The following is a 16455-nucleotide window of genomic DNA, read 5'->3' on the forward strand; positions in this document are numbered from 1 at the left end:
GCCGATCAGCACCGCCGGTCGAACCGATACCAGTCCGGGTACCACTGAGCGTTCCGCACCGCCGACCCCCCAGCAGCCGACATGGATGTCGACGTTGCGCTTCCGCCGGCAGTCGGCGAGGCCGGGATCGCGAGGATGCCGGCGTTCCAGCCGCGGGTGCGAGCGGCTTGGGGTGCGATGGTCGCTACCGTACGCGGATGCGGATCCAGGTCCCGATCGATGACCCGTGTGCGTTCTGCGAGTATCTGGCTGGTCGGAGGCCTTACACCATCATCGACAGAGACGCGCTGACCGCAGTGTTGGTGACGCGCGAACAGCGAGGCCGCGGCCATGTGCTGGTCGTCCCGGTCGACCACTACGAGACCATCATCGATGTTCCGACACCTGTGGCCGAAGCACTCATGCGGAGCGTGCAGAGGTGGGCGGCTGCGATCGCTCGTGCGCACAGCGCCGAGGGCTTGGCAGTTTGGCAGAACAACGGGATCCCGGCACATCAGTCAGTGCCGCACGTCCACTTCCACTTGGCGGCGACCCTTCCTGAGGGTGGAACACATTGGGACGGCGTGCCGACGCTGTCGATCCGGGAGACCGACGCCATCGCTGAGACGTTGCTCGCGAAGCTCGACGCACGCCCCTGAGCGTTCCGTTCGCGACGCCCGACGTGACTTTGCAGGCATGGTGGAGCTGGCCACGGCTGTGAACGTGCTTGCCGGCCGACGGGCCCGGGACGGCCGCCAGGTCGCACGCCCGGCTCGGAAGGCCGGGCCATGCTCGTGGAGCCTTCTCCCGAGTGGAAGGCTGGTGCCCGTGGGCGCCGACTCCGAACTCGCCGCGGCGATCAAGGCTGCGACCTCACCGAATTGGGCCGTCCCTGCGGATGCCGGCCGGCAGTCGGCCGCCCGAGCGGAGCGCTCCGACATCGCAGGGACATTGCGTGTCAGCTGGAGCCGAACTCCTCGTCACCTGGACCGCGCCGGACGCGCGGCGCGGGTCGCCACCGCAAGGCCTCGAGGCGCTGGTGCCCAGTTGGCAAGCCGAGGCGCGGAGACGATGGAACCCCAGGCCGGAAGTGCATTGGCCTGGGGTTCAGGATGCGCGCCCGAAGGGATTCGAACCCCTCACCTTCTGATCCGTAGGCGGATATGTGCCGTCCAGATCGGTCGCTGATGAACGGGGCCGTTCTGCTGACCTGCACTAACAAGTCCGCTGCTGTTCAGTGCATTCCTTGACGTCCAGCCCTCGCGTTAGCAAGGCCGTTAGCAGTGGGCGACCTGCTTTGAGGACGTGCTGCTCGGTGTGGCCCCTCACAAACTCTGTTGCACATCGACCGCCGGAGCGCCAACGTGGACGCATGGATAACGGCACCGCAGACGCTTGGCGCACCGATGGGTTTGTGATCCTGCCCGGCTTTCTGACGGGCAATGACCTGGCGGCCGCACTCGGGGAGGTGGAGACGATGTTTCCCACCCCGGAGGGGTTTCATGACGGCACCGATCCACGTCGTACCCGCTATGTTGATGACGAGTTCGACGGGATCGACGAGTTCCCGTTCTCCAGTACCGAGCTGAGTCTCCTGGCTGTGCATCCCCGGATCATCCAGCTGGCCGAGGACTTGCTCAGGCAGACTGACCTGCGGATTTCCTCGGCGGAGGCGTGGGCCAAGTACACGGGCGCCGTATCTTACGAGCAGGCGCTGCACCGCGACTATCTCAATCAAACGATCCTGGTGCCTTCCACGGAGAACCGGTACCAGCAATTGGAGCTCTTCGTCTTCCTCGTCGACGTCCCTGAAGAGCTCGGTCCGCCGCATTTGGTCTCATGGGACCACACCGACCACCTGCCGATGAACCCGAACTTTTACCCTCGGGGCGGTGGTGCCGGCGAGTTCGTCTCGGCCGCCGACAACTCGCATCTGTACGCCGCAGAACAGTCCGGTGCGGGCCCGGCCGGCACAGTCATCGCATTCAACACCCGGACCTTCCACCGCGGCACCAGGCTCAGGAGGTCTCGGGGCGCCCGATACTCGATGCAACTCATCTACCGTCCGGCCGAAGTCGACTGGGGCCAACGGATGGCATGGGCGGCGCGAAGCCACATGCCCGAGTGGTACGAGTTCGTGCACCGTGCAACGCCACGTCAACTCGAACTATTCGGTTTCCCGCCCCCTGGCCACCAGTTCTGGACCGCGGAGACACTCGATGGCATACAGCAGCGCTACTCTAAACTGGACTTGCGGCCCTGGCGTGACGCTCGTCGATTCACCCCCGGCGCCTGACAGCGAGTACTGCATCGACAATGACGCACGCCCAGAGATCATGCTGGTTCAGTGCGGGAAGCCACGAGGGCCACCAGCCGTCCACGTCCTCCGCAGGGGTCGCGCGGATCAGACAAGCGGCACTCGTCGCTCGCTGCGGAAGACGATCCTTCCTGACTGCAACGCAGCGGGGATGTCGTCGCTGAGGTGGTGTGGCAGTAGTGTCACGTTGCCGAGTCCGGATAGGGGTATCCAGGCAAGCTCCTGGTGCTCCTCACCAGGAGGTGACGCCGGGATGGAACCGTCCTCGGGTCCCCCGTCGACCCAGGCGAAGAAGGCGATGGCGTGTTCCATCGTGCCCTGGCTTGAACGGAACAGGTCGTCTGTGACAACGGCCATCTCGCCCACCGAGACCTCCCAACCGACCTCCTCGCGGAACTCCCGAACAATCGCTTCGGGAACGGTCTCGCCCGGCTGGAGTCCTCCACCTATCGGACACCAACGCTCGACACCCACGAGGGACTCCATGAGGACGTGGCCGTCGCGGACGAGGAGACCGGCACAACGAACCCGCACGCCTTGGTCCGTCACGGATCTCGCTCCTCACCATCGGGCCGGATCGCCAGCAGCATAGCGGCGCAGGCACGTCGGACGGCCGGGAGAACTGCGACTCCCCGTCGCCCTGTTGACCGTGCTCGCGGTCCTAGTGCTGACGGCCGCGCAGCTCGCCACCACGACGCGGGCGTATGCGTTCCACTGCCCGGTCTGCGACAGTCCGCTCCACGGCACCGGACACGCTGTGCCGGTACTGCGCCCGCGCGGTGAAACCGACCCGGCAGCGGACATCCAAGGGCCGTGGCTCCCGGTGACCCGGCCACGCGGCTCGACCTGGTCCTACGTGATCCGGGTGACCGATCCGCGCACCGGGTTGAGTAAGCCGAAGTGGGTGGGCGGGTTCGCGACCGAGGCTGAGGCGAAGGCTGCGCGCGACGAAGCCAGGGTGAATGCTCGGCGGGGTCAGTACGTCGAGCGCAACCCGGTCACCGTGGGCGCTTACCTGGACATGTGGATCGAGGGCCACGCCGTCGAGATCAAGCCGAAGACGCTCGCCGGTTACCGGGACCTGCTCGACGACGGCGGCAAGAACGGCCGGCCGTTGTCGGCCTCGGTCCGTCGACCAAGTGCACGCGATCCTGCGCAAGGCGTTGAACGATGCTGTGCGGGTGGATGAGGTGCTGTCGTCGAACCCGGCTGAGCGGGCGAAGCGTCCTCGGCGTGAGCGGGCCGGCGTGCGTGACGTGTGGAGCGCTGACCAGTTGCGCCGGTTCCTGGAGTTCGCCAAGCGTCACCGGCTGCAGCCGTTCTTCCATGTGGCGGCGCACACCGGTGCGCGGCCGGGTGAGCTGCTGAACCTGCGTTGGCTCGATGTGGACCTGGAGCGCGCCGAGGTCGTCATTCGTGGGTCGGCGGCGGTGATCGAAGGTGAACGGATCGAGGGCACGACCAAGGGCGGCTACGTACGGATCGTGAGCATTGACGTTGGCACGGTGGCGGTGCTGAAGTCGCTACGGGCCGACAGGCCGAGGAACGCCTCATCGCCGGTCCCGCATGGGTGGATGAGGATCACGTGTTCACTCGTGGTCTCGGTGGACCGGTGTATCCGGACACAGTGTCCCAGCTCATACCCCGGCTGGTCGAAGCGCACAACCGGAAGGCGAAAAGGCCGGACAAGCTGCCGCGCGCCAGACTGCACGACTTGCGGCACGTGCACGCGACGACGCTGCTGCTGGCCGGTGCGCCGGTGCGCCGGTGCACGTGGTCGCGGAACGGCTCGGACACGCCGATCCCGCGATCACGCTGCGCGTGTATGCACACGTGATCCGCCAGCGAGCGGCGGACGTGGCGGACATCTTCGCCCGCGAGGTCGGACCCGATGAGGGCTCGGGCAGTTCTGCGAGTGACCCGGACGGGGACGATCTGCCCGCGGCCGCGCTAACGCCGTGTTAGCAAGGGTGTTAGCAAGCCGTGCTGCTGAGACGACGAAACCCCAGGCCGTTATCGTTCTGGCCTGAGGTTTCAGTGTGCGCGCCCGAAGGGATTCGAACCCCTAACCTTCTGATCCGTAGTCAGATGCTCTATCCGTTGAGCTACGGGCGCTCGACCCGCTGGAAGCGGACCGGTGACCGAGTGTACCGGTCCGAGCGGCGAGGCTGAAATCGGATAACGACGCCTGCCGGTGGACCGCTCGCGACCAGCACGGACACCCGCTATAGCGTGTGACATGACACAAAGCAGACTAGAAGGGTGATCGCCCATGGGCCAGCAGCCGGCCAGCCTGACCATCACGAACGCGCGCATCTTCGACGGCTTCTCGGCCGAGCTGACCGAGGGTGATGTCCGCATCGTCGACGGCGTGATCGTGGATCCCGAGACGTGGGACAGCGAGGACCGCGACGCGACCACGATCGACGCGCGCGGCGGCACCGTCGTCCCCGGTCTCATCGACGCGCACTGTCACGCCTACGGCATCGGGCTGGACATGGTCGGCATCGAGTCGAGCCCGCTGAGCTACGTCGCGCTCAAGGCGGCCCAGCGCTTGAACAACGCCCTGCGCCGCGGGTTCACGACGGTCCGCGACGTCGCGGGCGGCGACCCCGGGCTGGCCCGCGCGCTGGACGAGGGCCTGGCCGCCGCGCCGCGCTACTTCTACACCGGCCCGGCCCTCTCCCAGACCGGCGGCCATGGCGACCCGCGTCCGGGCGACAGCGACCTGTGCGTCGGCCACAACCACATGACGGAGGTCGTCGACGGGGTGGACGGGGTGCGGCGCGCCGTCCGCGATCGGTTCCGCCGGGGCGCGCACGCGATCAAGATCATGACGTCGGGTGGGGTGGTGTCGCTGACCGACCCGATCCGCCGGCCCCAGTACAGCGCCGACGAGGTCCGCGCGATCACCGACGAGGCGGCCCGCCGCGGCTCGTACGTCGCCGCGCATGCGTACTCGCCCGAGGCGATCGAGCACTCCGTCAGCAACGGGGTCCGCTCGATCGAGCACGGCAACCTGCTCGACGAGGCGACCGCCGCGCTGATGGCCGAGCACGACGCGTTCCTCGTGCCGACGCTGGCGGCGTACGACGCGATGGACCGGCGCGGTGACGCGCTCGGGTTGAACCCGATCTCCAAGGCCAAGAACCGTGAGGTCCTCGACTCGGGCAAGCACGCGATCGAGCTGGCGAGGGACGCTGGCGTCCGCGTCGGCTTCGGCACCGACCTCATGGGCGATCTGGAGGACGACCAGCTGGTCGGGCTGCGCTTGCAGGTCGAGGTGCTCGGCGTCCTCGACGCGCTCAGGTCGGCCACGGCGGTCAACGCCCAGTTGCTGGGGCGCGACGACCTCGGCCGGATCGGCGCCGGCGCGGCCGGCGACCTCGTCCTGTTCGACGGCGACCCGTTCGCGGACGCCTCGCTGCTCTGGAGCGAGAAGGGGCGCATCGTCATCCGGTCGGGCGCGGTCGTCTGACCCGGGCGGCCACGGCCGGAAGGTCGCCGCGCCAACTGGGCGGCCCTCCGGCCGAGTTCGGCCCGACGGCCCCGGCAAGCGGCCAGCACGACGCCTTACTGGTACGTACCACCTCGCACAAGTGGTGAGGTGAGGTACGTACCACTGTCCGTTTTGTCCTGAATTTTGGGACCCTGTGTGGTCCTGATCACCCGAGCGTCGGTTCCAGTCCCTGAGATGCCGGTCCTAGCGTGCTGAGCATCCCCGCGGAAGCATCGCCCGTCTCCGAATGGCCTGAGACCGGGTCGCTTCCGCATACCCGGAACGCGCTGCAGGGCCGACTGCGCGCACCGACACGAAGAGGGTGACCGCTAGATGACGACGTTCGCCGAACCCGGAGCAGCACACGATCTCGACGACGCGCCTACGTCCCACGTCCGTTTGCTCGCCTGGGTCCGCGAGGTCGCGGAACTGACCCAGCCGGACCGGATCCACTGGTGCGACGGATCGGACGAGGAGTGGACCGCCCTCACCGACCAGCTCGTCGCGGCGGGGACGCTCACCCGGCTGAACCCGGAGAAGAAGCCGAACTCGTTCTGGGCACGGACGGACCCGACGGACGTCGCGCGGGTCGAGGAGCGGACCTTCATCTGCTCGGTGAACGAGGCGGACGCGGGGCCGACGAACAACTGGCGCGACCCGAACGAGATGAAGGCCGAGATGAGCGAGCTCTACCGGGGCTCGATGCGCGGCCGCACCATGTACGTCATCCCGTTCTGCATGGGCCCGCTGACCGCGGCCAACCCGATGTTCGGCGTCGAGCTCACCGACTCGCCGTACGTGACGGTGTCGATGCGGATCATGGCGCGCATGGGCGCCCATGTCCTCGAGGCGATGGGCGACGACGCGGAGTTCGTGCCGTGTCTGCACTCGGTCGGGGCGCCGCTGGAGCCGGGCCAGCAGGACGTCGCGTGGCCATGCAACGAGACCAAGTTCATCACCCAGTTCCCCGAGGAGCGGATGATCTGGTCGTACGGCTCCGGCTACGGCGGCAACTCACTGCTGGGCAAGAAGTGCTACTCGCTGCGCATCGCCAGCGCCATGGCCCGCGACGAGGGCTGGCTGGCCGAGCACATGCTGATCCTCAAGCTCACCGCGCCGCACGGTGCCGTTCACTACATCGCCGCGGCGTTCCCGTCGGCCTGCGGCAAGACCAACCTGGCGATGCTGGAGCCGACCATCCCGGGCTGGAAGGTCGAGACGCTCGGCGACGACATCGCCTGGATGCGGTTCGGCGACGACGGCCGTCTCTACGCGCTCAACCCGGAGTACGGCCTGTTCGGCGTCGCGCCCGGCACCGGCCTGAAGACGAACCCGAACGCGATGCGCACCATCGACCGCGGCAACAGCGTCTTCACCAACGTCGCGCTCACCGACGACGGCGACATCTGGTGGGAGGGCATGACGGACGAGCCGCCGGCCCAGCTGACCGACTGGCGCGGCGACTCCTGGACCCCGGACAGCGGGCGGCCCAGCTCGCACCCGAACTCGCGGTTCTGCACCCCCATCGAGCAGTGCCCGATCATCGCCCCGGAGTACGACGACCCGCGCGGCGTGCCGATCTCGGCGATCCTGTTCGGCGGTCGCCGCGCGACGACGATCCCGCTGGTCACCGAAGCGCGCGACTGGACGCACGGTGTCTTCATGGGCGCCACGCTCTCGTCGGAGACGACGGCGGCAGCGGCCGGCCAGGTGGGCGTCGTCCGGCGCGACCCGATGGCGATGCTGCCGTTCATCGGCTACAACGGCGGCGACTACTTCGCGCACTGGATCGCCATGGGCAAGGACGCCGACGCGGTCAAGCTGCCGAAGATCTTCTACGTCAACTGGTTCCGCCGCGACGACGACGGCGGTTTCCTCTGGCCGGGCTTCGGCGAGAACGGCCGCGTCCTCAAGTGGGTCGTCGAGCGGTTGGAGGGCCTGGCCGCCGCGACCGAGACGCCGATCGGCCACGTGCCGGCGCCGGAGTCGCTCGACACCACCGGCCTCGACCTGACGGCCGAGCAACTGGCCGCGTGCCTCGAGGTCGACCCGGAGGAATGGCGGGCCGAGGTCCCCGGCATCACCGAGTGGTTCGACAAGTTCGGCGACCACCTGCCGACCCTGCTCTGGGCCGAGCTGGACGGCCTCAAGGCGCGCCTGGGCATGTGACGAGACGGGCGGGGCGCCCGGCCAACGCGGTCGGGCGGTTCGCTCGCTCACGGTTGTCGGTGCCCGCCCGTAGGGTGGGTCCCCTCCCAGCCGGGCGGGCACCGCACCTCGGCCAACCGCCGTCAGAAACCGGCCGCTGCTCGCGCCAGTCGCAGCGTCTGCTCGGGCGCGACGGAAGGGTCGTCGCGGACGACGGCGACGTCGAGGCCGGCGGCCGCGAATCGGGTGAAGGCGGCCGCCACCTCGGCGGGCGTGCCCGCGGCGACGAGCCGGTCCAGCAGCTCGTCCGTCACGAGGTCGACCCGCGGCGCATCGGCGACCAGCCCGGCCCGGAACTGCGCGCACAGGTCCGCCGACAACCCGGCGGATCGGGTGATGAGGTGGTCGCCGTGGATGCCGAGGAAGCGCGCGACCATCGGCCGGATCCGATCCCGCGCCGCCGCGCCGGAGGCGTCGACCGACAGTCCGACGTAGCCGGCCAGCCGCACCGACGGGCCGACGGCGTCGCGGACCAGGCGGACGTAGGCCGGTCCGGCCAGGATCGACAGCAGCACGCCGTCGGCGGCGCCCGCCGCAAGCTCCAGCGCTCGCGGCCCCTTGACCCCGAGCACGATCGGCAGGTCCGGCCGTAACGGCCGGAACGACAGGGCGGTGTCGACGGTGTATGCAGGCCCGGAGTGCGTGACGTGCTCGCCCGCGAGCAGCCGGCGCACGATGGAGACCGACTCGGCCAGCCGGCTCAGCGGCCGGTCGAACGCGATGCCCAGCTGCCCGGTCATCCACCGTTCGTTGCTGGCGCCGAGGCCCGCCAGCGCGCGCCCACCGCTCAGCTCGTCCAGCGTCGCGAACTCCATCGCCAGCAGCACCGGGTGCCGGGTCCAGGGGTTCACCACACCGATCCCGACCTGGACCGACGAGGTTGCCTGGGCGATGGCGCCGGCCAGCGCGAACGCGCCGCGCTCCACGTAGTCCTCGGTGACCCAGACCTCGTCGAACCCGGCCTGCTCGGCGGCGACGGCGGCAGCGACGGCGGACCGGCTCGGCCGGTGCCCGGACAGCGAGAACGCCAGCCGCATCAGGACCCGACCGCGGCCAGCAGTGCGTCCGCCGACGGCTCGATGACCGGCACCTCGGGCAGCGTCGCCGCCGTCGCGCCCACGTCCTTGAGTCCCGTCGACGTGCCGATGACCACGACCGACGAGTCGGCGGGCAGCAAGCCCCGCGCGGCCAGGGTCGCCAGGGCCGGCCATGCCGTCGCCGACGCCGCCTCCTGGTACAGGCCGGCGGACGCGGCCAGCTCGCGCTGCGCGGTCAGGACGACCTCGTCCGAAGGGACGGCAACCGCGGCGCCGTCGGTCGACCGCAGCGCGCTGAGCCCCTGGAACGTCCCGACCGGCGAGGCCGTCGAGAACGCGACGGACGGCTGGTACGGCACCGGACCGGCGACCTCGGCCCCGGTGGCCAGTGCCGCCGCGTGCGGGCCGAACGGCTCGGCCGCCACCATGCGCGGCGAACGCTCCAGCACGCCCAGCGCGACGAGGTCGGCGAAGCCGCGCGCGATGCCCACCAGCCCGTCCGCGTAGGCCGTCGGCACCACGACGACGTCCGGCGGCGACGGCAGCTGGTCGGCCAGCTCGTAGGCGATGGTCTTGTAGCCGTCGACGCCGTACGGGTTGGAGCCGACCGGCGGGTCGGCGTGGCCGGACATCGCCAGCCAGCCGAACTTCCGGACCAGCTCGCGCATCAACGTCCAGCGCTGCCGCGGCTCCGGCAGCGCGACCACCTGCGCGCCGTAGACCTGCATCAGTGTCTTCATCGTCGACGGGACGCTGGCGACCGTCAGCACGACGCAGCGCAGCCCGGCCCGCGCCGCGTAGGCGGCGATGGCCGCGCCGTGGTTGCCGGTGCTCGCGACGACGACGGTGTCGATGCCCAGCTCGACCGCCTTGGTGACGGCGACCGACGCCAGCCGGTCCTTGTACGACCACGTCGGATTGCGGGTCTCGTCCTTGACGACGACCGACGCGACGCCGAGCCGCTTCGCGACCGCCGGCAACTCGACGACCGGGGTCGCGCCCTCGGCCAGGCTGACCGCCGGCGTGCCGGCAGCCAGCGGCAGCAGCGCCCGGTACCGGAACAGGCCGGGCTCCCCGTCGGACACCGGCACGGCCTCCAGGCCGGCGAGGTCGTAGCGCGGCAGCACGTTCGCCGGCACGCCGTCCGCCTCGCACGCCGGGCAGCCGCGGCCGACCAGCTCCAGCGACGGGTCCGGGTAGCTCGCGGCACAGCGCAGGCAGCCGAGCGTGCGGGTGTACGTCATGTGGTCACCACCCGCAGGTCGCGGCTGGACCGGGTCAGCAGGTCGACGCCGTCATCGGTGACGACGACCGCGTCCTCGACCATCATCCCGCCCCATCCCAGTTCGTAGTACGGCGTCTCGAAGCAGAACGTCATGCCCGGCGCGAGCTCCGTGTCGACGCCGGGCGCGACGATCGGCGGCTCGTAGATCGACAGTCCGATGCCGTGCCCGCAGTGCTGCCGACGGTACCGGGGCACGCCGTTCGCGACCGCGTCGAGCCCGATCCCGAACAGCTCGGCGGCGGGCAGCCCTGGCCGCGCGGCGGCCAGCTGCTCGTCCTCGCCGGCCTTGACGGCGGCGTAGACGTCGCGCTGCCGGGCGGACGGCTCGCCGAGCACCGCGGTACGGCCGATGTCGGACCAGTACCCGTCGACGACGCAGCCGACGTCGAACCGGGCGGTCTCGCCGGGCCGCCAGGCGCGGGCGGACGGGACGGCGTCGGCCAGCGCGGACCGCTCGCCGGTGAGCGCGACGACGAAGCGCGGGTCGCCCCCGCCGGCCACCATCGTGCCGGCGACGACGGCGGCCAGCTCGGCCTCCGTGGTGCCCGGTCCGGCGGCGGCCAGCGCGGCGTCGATGCCGGCCTCGGCCAGCTGGGCGGCGTAGGCCAGCAGCTCCACCTCCGCCGGCAGCTTGCGCGACCGGACGGTGAACAGCAGCCCAGCGCCGTCCTCGACCACGTCACCGCAGGCCGCGAGCACATCGGCGGGCACGTCGCGGGTCTCGACCGCCAGCCGCGCCGAGGACGGGAGCGCCGCGACCACGGCGGCCAGCGCTCCGGCCAGCCCGTCGTGCCGGTCGGCGACCTCGGTGATCGGGTCCGGCGACCCGGACTCGACGTAGAACCGGCCGAACGGCGAGATGCGCTCCACGGGAACAGCGGTGGCGCCGGCAGCCGGCACGTCGGCCGCCGGCGCCACCAGCCAGAGGTCGGTGGCGGTCACCAGCGCCGCCATCCGATGGGTGCGGAACACCTGCCCGGGCATGCTGCGGTAGCCGGTCGCGTAGAGGACACTCTCCGGCTCGGTCAGCACGACCGCGTCATAGGGCTGTTCCGCGAGCCCGGCGCGCAGCCGGTCGAGGCGGTCGCGCGCCAGAGCGGCCAGGTCGACCGCGGGCTTGGACGGGACGGTGGACTGCGTGGAACCGGCCGTCATCGGCTGCCCTTCGTCTCTGCGGCGATGATCGTCTCGCTGAACTCGGCCATCGCCTCGGTCGTCTCCTCGACGGTGTCGACGGCGAACAGCAGGCCGGCCAGCGTCGTCACCCCGGCGTCGCGGTAGGCGCGGACCTGCGCGGCGACGTCGTCGGGGGTGCCGATGAGGTTGCGGGCGGCGAGGTCGCCGGTGCCCTGGTCCTTGAGCGTGGTCTTCGACAGCGACGCGAGGTGCTTGAAGACCTGCGACGACTCGAACCGCCGCCAGGCCTCCTCACGGGTCGGCGCGACGCTCACGGCGACCTGCAGCGCGACCTCGAAGCCGGCCGGCAGTTCGCGCCCGCGCTCCGCGGCCTCGGCCCCGATGGCCGTCAGCGCGGCGCGCACCTCGTCCGGCGTGAGGCAGGCGGGCAGCCAGCCGTCGCCGTGGCGGGCGGCTCGCGACCGCGAGCCGGGCGAGTTGCCGCCGGACAGGATCGGCAGCCGCCGCTCCCCGTACGGCTTCGGATAGCTCTCGACGTCGGTGAACTCCACCCAGGTGCCGTGGAACGACGCCGACCGCTCGGTCAGCAGCGCGCGCAGCGCCGGGATGGCCTCCTCGGCGTGCTCGCCGCGGTGGATCCGGCGGCCCGGCTCGATGGCCTCCAGCTCTTCGCGGTAGGCGCCGATGCCGACGCCGAGCACCGCCCGGCCACGTGACAGTTGGTCCAGCGTCGCGGCCTGCTTCGCGGCGACGACGGGGTGGCGGAACGGCAGCACCATGACCGCCGTCGCCAGCCGGATCCGCTCGGTCACGGCGGCGACGTAGCTGAGGTAGCCGAACGGGTCGTAGTAGCGCGGCGCCTGGTCGAACTCGGCACGTACGTAGCGCTGCGTCGTCAGGTGGTCGTTGCCCCAGATCGACTCGAAGCCCAGCCGCTCCGCCGTCACCGCCAGCTCGACCGCCTGATCGATGTCCGCGTACGGGACCGGGTACATGAGCCCTTCGGTCCCGGTCGGGACGCCGAGTCCGAACCTCACGAGCGCACCCCCGCGGCCGGGGACGGCGAGCGCCATCGGGTGAGTGCGGTCCCGACGACGGCGTACAGGACGAAGCCCGCGACCAGGCCCTCGATGGCGTCGGCGAGGAGCAGGTCGCTGTAGCGGGCGATCAACGCGGCAGCCACCCAGCAGCCCAGCGCCTCCCAGCGGACGGCCGGGGCGGTGCGCAGCAGCTCGGTGGCGTCCCAGCGGCGGACCACCACCCAGAAGTACGCGATCAGCACGCCGGCGAACGGTGGCACCACCACCGAGATCACGCCGAGGAACCGCTGGAACTCCGCGGCCAGCCCGGCGAACGCGATGAGCAGCGCGATCAGCACGGCGATGACCGTCCACACCGGCTTGGCCACCTTGAGGCCAAGCGTGTTCGACGCGTTCGTGAAGGCCAGCGACGCCGAGTAGATGTTGTTGTCCGCGGTGTTCCAGAGCGCCAGGAACAGCATGACGGCGGCCGGCGCGAGCAGTCCGAGGCCCTGCATGACGACGACGAAGTTGCTGTTCCCGACCTTCATCGCCGAGACCGTCGCGATGATCTCGAAGATCGCGGCGCCCACCGCGAAGCCGCAGAAGCTGGAGATGACGACGTCGCGGGCGCGGACGGCGTACCGCTGCACGTCGCCGACCAGCGCGGCGCCGGTGACCCACGTCGCGATGACGGCGCCGATCGCGACCGAGAAGCCGATCGGGGCGGCCGGCTGGTAGTTGACGACGTCGGCGAACCCGCCGTCGAGGTCGGCGATGCGGACCAGCGCGAACAGCGCGATCGCCACCTGGACCGGCACGGCGATCGCCGAGTACCGGTGCAGGCCCTTGAAACCGAAGATCGCCGTGGTCAGGATCGCCGCGCTGAACGCCAGGATGAACGCCCACTTGGGGATCTCCGGGATCAGCTGGTTCACGGCCAGACCCCAGGTGTCCATCAGCACGCCGATGAAGCCCATCGCGACCACGCCCAGGAACAGCGACACGATCACCGCGCCATGGGTGCCGAACACCGCACGTGAGGTGAGGTAGCTGGTGAGCCCGGTGCGGAAGCCGACCATGCCGACCAGGCTGGCCACCACCGCGAGCAGCACGTTGCCGAGCAGGATCGCCAGCAGGCCCTCGGTCAGGGTGGTGCCGCCGCCGACGACCCCGCCGACGAGGAAGCTGCTGACGCTGATGTTCCAGCCCATCTGAACGACGATCAGCTGGATCAACGGCTTGCGCCGGTCGGCGGGGACCGGCTCGAGGGCATGGTCCTCCATGTCCGTGGCCACGGTGCTCTGGACGGCTGTGGTGTCAGGCTCGGTGCTCACGAAATGCCTCCCCGGTCGCCGGTGCCTGTTGGGGTGCCATGTTGTCCACAATCCGCCCGTCGCTCTATGGGGTATCTCCGGAAGTTGACACACTACGATTTGTGGATCTGACACAACGGGCCGAGCTTCTTCTCAGCCGTGTTTCCGACGTGGCACAGACGCTCGTCGGCGACGTCTGGGAGCGGCTGCCCGGCTACGACGACGCCCGGATGGATCTCGACGACCTCGTCGGTGTCGTGACGCCGAACCTGCGGGCGCTGCTGGTCGCCGTCGCGGGCAACCGCGGGCTGCGTCCGGACGAGGTGACGCCGGCGGCGCAGCTCGGCGAGCGGCGGGCCGTGCAGGGCGTGCCGATCGAGGGTGTCGTCGCATCGTGGCACTCGGCCGAGCGGCGGCTGCTGGACCAGCTGGTCGCCGCGGGACCGCCGATGGCGCCGGAGGAGTACACGCGGCTGGCCCGGCTGCTGGCAGGCGCGGTGGACGTCATGGTGGCGGTGTCGACGGAGGCGTACCGGCGGACCCGCACCGAGGCGGCCGCGCACCTGGACCAGATCGCCACCGACCTGGTGTCGCGGCTGGCCGGCGGCGAGCCGCTGGACCCGGCGCACGTCGAGGAGCGGGCCCGGCTGATCGGCGTCGCCGCCCAGGTGCCGCATCGAGCGGTCGCCGTCGGCGGTCCCGGCGACGACCCGCTGCAGGTGGCCCGGGCGCAGCGGGAGATCGTCGACGCGCTGCGGCCGCGGCTGCGCTCGCGGATCCTGGTCGGTGCGAAGGACGCGACGATCCTGCTCGTGCTGCCGGATCTGCCGGGTCTCGGCGACATGCTGTCGCGCGCCGCCCGGAGACCAGGAGTGGCGTCGGGAACGGTGATCGGGCTGGGTGAGCCGCGCGACCGGCTGGGCGAGTCGGCGGCGTCCTGCCGTGAGGCGGTCGCGGCGCTCGAGGCCGGTCGGCGGGCCGGGCTGGACCGCGTGGTCGTTCCGTTCGACCAGGTCATCGCCGACGTCATGCTGATCGACAACCCGCTGGACGCTCGCCGGCTGGCGGCCCGGGCGCTGGAGCCGCTGGCCGGGCACGGGCAGCTGGTCGACACCGTCCGGGCGTATCTGGCGACCGGGTTGTCGGTGCGGAGAACGGCGGAGCGGCTGGCGGTGCACGAGAACACCGTCTCCTATCGGCTGCGGCGGGTGGCGTCGCTGCTGGCGCTGGACGGACCGGAACAGCTGATCAGGTCCGACCTGCTGCTCGCGCTGCGCGCCGTCGACCTCGGGTTGTACGCGGCGCCCTGAGCGGTCACTTTCGTCCAAGCGGTGGCGACGCGGGTGCTCTAGCGTCGGAGGGGTAGCCCGGACCGAGGGAGCTGACATGGCCACCGTCACGCCGTATCTCTGTGCCAAGGACGCCGCCGCCGCGCTCGACTTCTACGTCGCCGCGTTCGGCGCCGTCGAGACCACCCGCTGGACCGACCCGGACACCGGCACGATCGGGCACGCCGAGTTCACCGTCCAGGGCGCCCGCGTCATGATCGCCGACGAGTGGCCCGAGGGAGGTGTCTACGGCCCCGACCCCGGGCGCACCGCGGTGTCGCTCGTCCTCACCGTCGACGACGTGGACGGCGTGTTCGAGCGGGCCGTCGCGGCCGGCGCCAGGGTCGACCGGCCGGTCACCGACTCGCCCCACGGTCGCGGCGGCTGGCTGTACGACCCGTTCGGGCACCGCTGGCACCTGACCACGCCCGAACCGGACATCACGAAGGACGAGCTGCGCTCCGCCGTCGGCGACGACTACGTGATCAGCTAATACCCCGCCGCCTGCAGGGCCGCGTCGATCGCCCGGGCGACGTCGACCAGCTGGGCACCGCCGCTGCCGAGGCTGGCGGAGAGCGCGACCGACACGTCGTCGCGGCGCCAGGCGATCTGCAGGTTGGACGACGCGCTCAGCGACGCCCACGCCTCGGTGCCGAGGTCGCCGACGTTCTCGGTGCCGCCGCCGAGCTGGTCGGCGGCGCTGATCCAGTCGTCGAACGTCGAGACGTTGAGGACCAGCTCGTCACCCGCGGCGCCGGTCCAGAAGCAGCCCGGGCCGAACTCCTCGGCGTCGGACGTGTCCTCCGGCGCCGGGTTGGCGCCGAGCAGGCCCGCGATCGCCTCGGCGCCCAGCGCGCACGCGTCGATCGGCTGCGCGACGGGCGGCGGGTCGTCGTCGCCGCCCGGGTCGGGTTGCGGCTGCTGGCCCCCGCCGTCGCCGCTGTCGGCCGGTGGGCCCGCGGCGTCGCCGCCGCCGTCGCCGCCGTCGGCCGGCGGATCGGCCGGTGCGTCGCCGCCGTCCGCGACGGGCTGTTCCGGCGCGGCCTGCGGCTCCTCCGCGCCGGCGTCGGCCTCGGTCGCGGGCGGCGTCTCGTCAGTGGGCGCGTCGGCGTTGGTCGGCGCCGCCCCGCGCGTCGACTCCCACGCGGGCGTCGGTGTGGCCTCGGCGCTCGCGTCGGCGTCGTCGCCGCCGCACCCGGCCAGGACGCCGGTGGACAGGATCAGGGCAGCCGCGACCGCGGACCGCTTGGACGAAGTGTTCACCTGCGGATACCTCTCGTGAGCACATCGAAGCGATCCCGACATTAGCAACAGAACGGGTGCGAACTCG

Annotated in this window: 15 protein-coding genes and 1 tRNA gene; 8 read left to right on the forward strand and 8 right to left on the reverse strand. The window is 71.0% G+C overall.

Annotated features, from left to right (window positions below; translation table 11 throughout):
• Positions 1-197 precede the first annotated feature (197 nt).
• Both DZA62_RS06360 and DZA62_RS06365 read left to right on the forward strand, forming a co-directional pair.
• Positions 198-638 carry an HIT domain-containing protein gene (locus tag DZA62_RS06360; RefSeq protein ID WP_116948001.1) on the forward strand — a complete coding sequence of 147 codons (441 nt, stop codon included), beginning with the start codon at positions 198-200 and terminating at the stop codon, positions 636-638.
• Positions 639-1351: 713 nt separating this feature from the next.
• Entirely contained in the window at positions 1352-2275 is a 924-nt protein-coding gene (locus DZA62_RS06365; RefSeq protein WP_116948003.1) for a phytanoyl-CoA dioxygenase family protein, read from the forward strand.
• Positions 2276-2383: 108 nt separating this feature from the next.
• Here DZA62_RS06365 and DZA62_RS06370 read toward each other — a convergent pair whose 3' ends face one another.
• Positions 2384-2845, reverse strand: coding sequence for an NUDIX domain-containing protein (locus DZA62_RS06370; RefSeq protein WP_116948005.1), 462 nt, complete (start codon positions 2843-2845; stop codon positions 2384-2386).
• 100 nt (positions 2846-2945) lie between these two features.
• Between DZA62_RS06370 and DZA62_RS36230 the strand changes: the two genes are divergently transcribed.
• Complete coding sequence (locus tag DZA62_RS36230) at positions 2946-3485, forward strand: Arm DNA-binding domain-containing protein (protein WP_408618264.1); 540 nt, start codon at positions 2946-2948, stop codon at positions 3483-3485.
• Between the two features lie 67 nt (positions 3486-3552).
• Positions 3553-4191, forward strand: coding sequence for a tyrosine-type recombinase/integrase (locus DZA62_RS37500; protein ID WP_408618266.1), 639 nt, complete (start codon positions 3553-3555; stop codon positions 4189-4191).
• A gap of 147 nt (positions 4192-4338) precedes the next feature.
• Here DZA62_RS37500 and DZA62_RS06380 read toward each other — a convergent pair.
• A tRNA-Arg gene (locus tag DZA62_RS06380) sits at positions 4339-4411 on the reverse strand.
• 157 nt (positions 4412-4568) lie between these two features.
• On the opposite strand from DZA62_RS06380, the gene DZA62_RS06385 reads away from it, so the two are divergent.
• Positions 4569-5774 carry a metal-dependent hydrolase family protein gene (locus DZA62_RS06385; RefSeq protein ID WP_116948007.1) on the forward strand — a complete coding sequence of 402 codons (1206 nt, stop codon included), beginning with the start codon at positions 4569-4571 and terminating at the stop codon, positions 5772-5774.
• A 354-nt stretch (positions 5775-6128) separates the two neighbouring features.
• Positions 6129-7964, forward strand: coding sequence for a phosphoenolpyruvate carboxykinase (GTP) (locus DZA62_RS06390; protein ID WP_116948009.1), 1836 nt, complete (start codon positions 6129-6131; stop codon positions 7962-7964).
• Between the two features lie 122 nt (positions 7965-8086).
• Here DZA62_RS06390 and DZA62_RS06395 read toward each other — a convergent pair whose 3' ends face one another.
• The 5 genes from DZA62_RS06395 to DZA62_RS06415 are packed head-to-tail and all read right to left on the reverse strand — an operon-like array spanning position 8087 to position 13818.
• The gene (locus tag DZA62_RS06395) at positions 8087-9040 is read right to left on the reverse strand and encodes an LLM class flavin-dependent oxidoreductase (protein WP_116948011.1); all 954 of its coding nucleotides are present in this window, start codon (positions 9038-9040) and stop codon (positions 8087-8089) included.
• Positions 9040-10284 carry a threonine synthase gene (locus DZA62_RS06400; protein WP_116948013.1) on the reverse strand — a complete coding sequence of 415 codons (1245 nt, stop codon included), beginning with the start codon at positions 10282-10284 and terminating at the stop codon, positions 9040-9042. The genes DZA62_RS06395 and DZA62_RS06400 overlap by 1 nt, the downstream gene beginning before the upstream one ends.
• Positions 10281-11480 carry a M24 family metallopeptidase gene (locus DZA62_RS06405; RefSeq protein WP_116948015.1) on the reverse strand — a complete coding sequence of 400 codons (1200 nt, stop codon included), beginning with the start codon at positions 11478-11480 and terminating at the stop codon, positions 10281-10283. Before DZA62_RS06405 ends, DZA62_RS06400 begins: the two co-directional genes overlap by 4 nt.
• On the reverse strand, positions 11477-12499 hold the full coding sequence (locus DZA62_RS06410; RefSeq protein WP_157987514.1) for an LLM class flavin-dependent oxidoreductase: 1023 nt from the start codon (positions 12497-12499) through the stop codon (positions 11477-11479). Before DZA62_RS06410 ends, DZA62_RS06405 begins: the two co-directional genes overlap by 4 nt.
• Positions 12496-13818: a cytosine permease gene (locus DZA62_RS06415; protein WP_116948019.1), complete on the reverse strand. Its 1323-nt coding sequence runs from the start codon at positions 13816-13818 to the stop codon at positions 12496-12498. Before DZA62_RS06415 ends, DZA62_RS06410 begins: the two co-directional genes overlap by 4 nt.
• Positions 13819-13967: 149 nt before the next feature.
• Here DZA62_RS06415 and DZA62_RS06420 point away from each other — a divergent pair, with 149 nt between their 5' ends.
• The gene (locus tag DZA62_RS06420; RefSeq protein ID WP_116948021.1) at positions 13968-15107 is read left to right on the forward strand and encodes a PucR family transcriptional regulator; all 1140 of its coding nucleotides are present in this window, start codon (positions 13968-13970) and stop codon (positions 15105-15107) included.
• 76 nt (positions 15108-15183) lie between these two features.
• The gene (locus tag DZA62_RS06425) at positions 15184-15618 is read left to right on the forward strand and encodes a VOC family protein (protein ID WP_116948023.1); all 435 of its coding nucleotides are present in this window, start codon (positions 15184-15186) and stop codon (positions 15616-15618) included.
• Here the strand turns inward: DZA62_RS06425 and DZA62_RS06430 are convergent.
• Positions 15615-16388, reverse strand: coding sequence for a hypothetical protein (locus tag DZA62_RS06430; protein WP_116948025.1), 774 nt, complete (start codon positions 16386-16388; stop codon positions 15615-15617). The two genes, DZA62_RS06425 and DZA62_RS06430, sit on opposite strands and share 4 nt — an antisense overlap.
• Positions 16389-16455 lie beyond the last annotated feature (67 nt).

The organism is Jiangella endophytica (assembly GCF_003427025.1).
Taxonomy (GTDB): Bacteria; Actinomycetota; Actinomycetes; order Jiangellales; family Jiangellaceae; genus Jiangella; species Jiangella endophytica.

Excerpts from the sequence above, each read along its gene's own strand:
- DZA62_RS06360 (WP_116948001.1), top strand. The coding sequence starts at position 198 with ATGCGGATCCAGGTCCCGATCGATGACCCGTGTGCGTTCTGCGAGTAT.
- DZA62_RS06365 (WP_116948003.1), top strand. The coding sequence starts at position 1,352 with ATGGATAACGGCACCGCAGACGCTTGGCGCACCGATGGGTTTGTGATC.
- DZA62_RS06385 (WP_116948007.1), top strand. The coding sequence starts at position 4,569 with ATGGGCCAGCAGCCGGCCAGCCTGACCATCACGAACGCGCGCATCTTC.
- DZA62_RS06390 (WP_116948009.1), top strand. The coding sequence starts at position 6,129 with ATGACGACGTTCGCCGAACCCGGAGCAGCACACGATCTCGACGACGCG.
- DZA62_RS06395 (WP_116948011.1), bottom strand. The coding sequence starts at position 9,040 with ATGCGGCTGGCGTTCTCGCTGTCCGGGCACCGGCCGAGCCGGTCCGCC.
- DZA62_RS06400 (WP_116948013.1), bottom strand. The coding sequence starts at position 10,284 with ATGACGTACACCCGCACGCTCGGCTGCCTGCGCTGTGCCGCGAGCTAC.
- DZA62_RS06405 (WP_116948015.1), bottom strand. The coding sequence starts at position 11,480 with ATGACGGCCGGTTCCACGCAGTCCACCGTCCCGTCCAAGCCCGCGGTC.
- DZA62_RS06425 (WP_116948023.1), top strand. The coding sequence starts at position 15,184 with ATGGCCACCGTCACGCCGTATCTCTGTGCCAAGGACGCCGCCGCCGCG.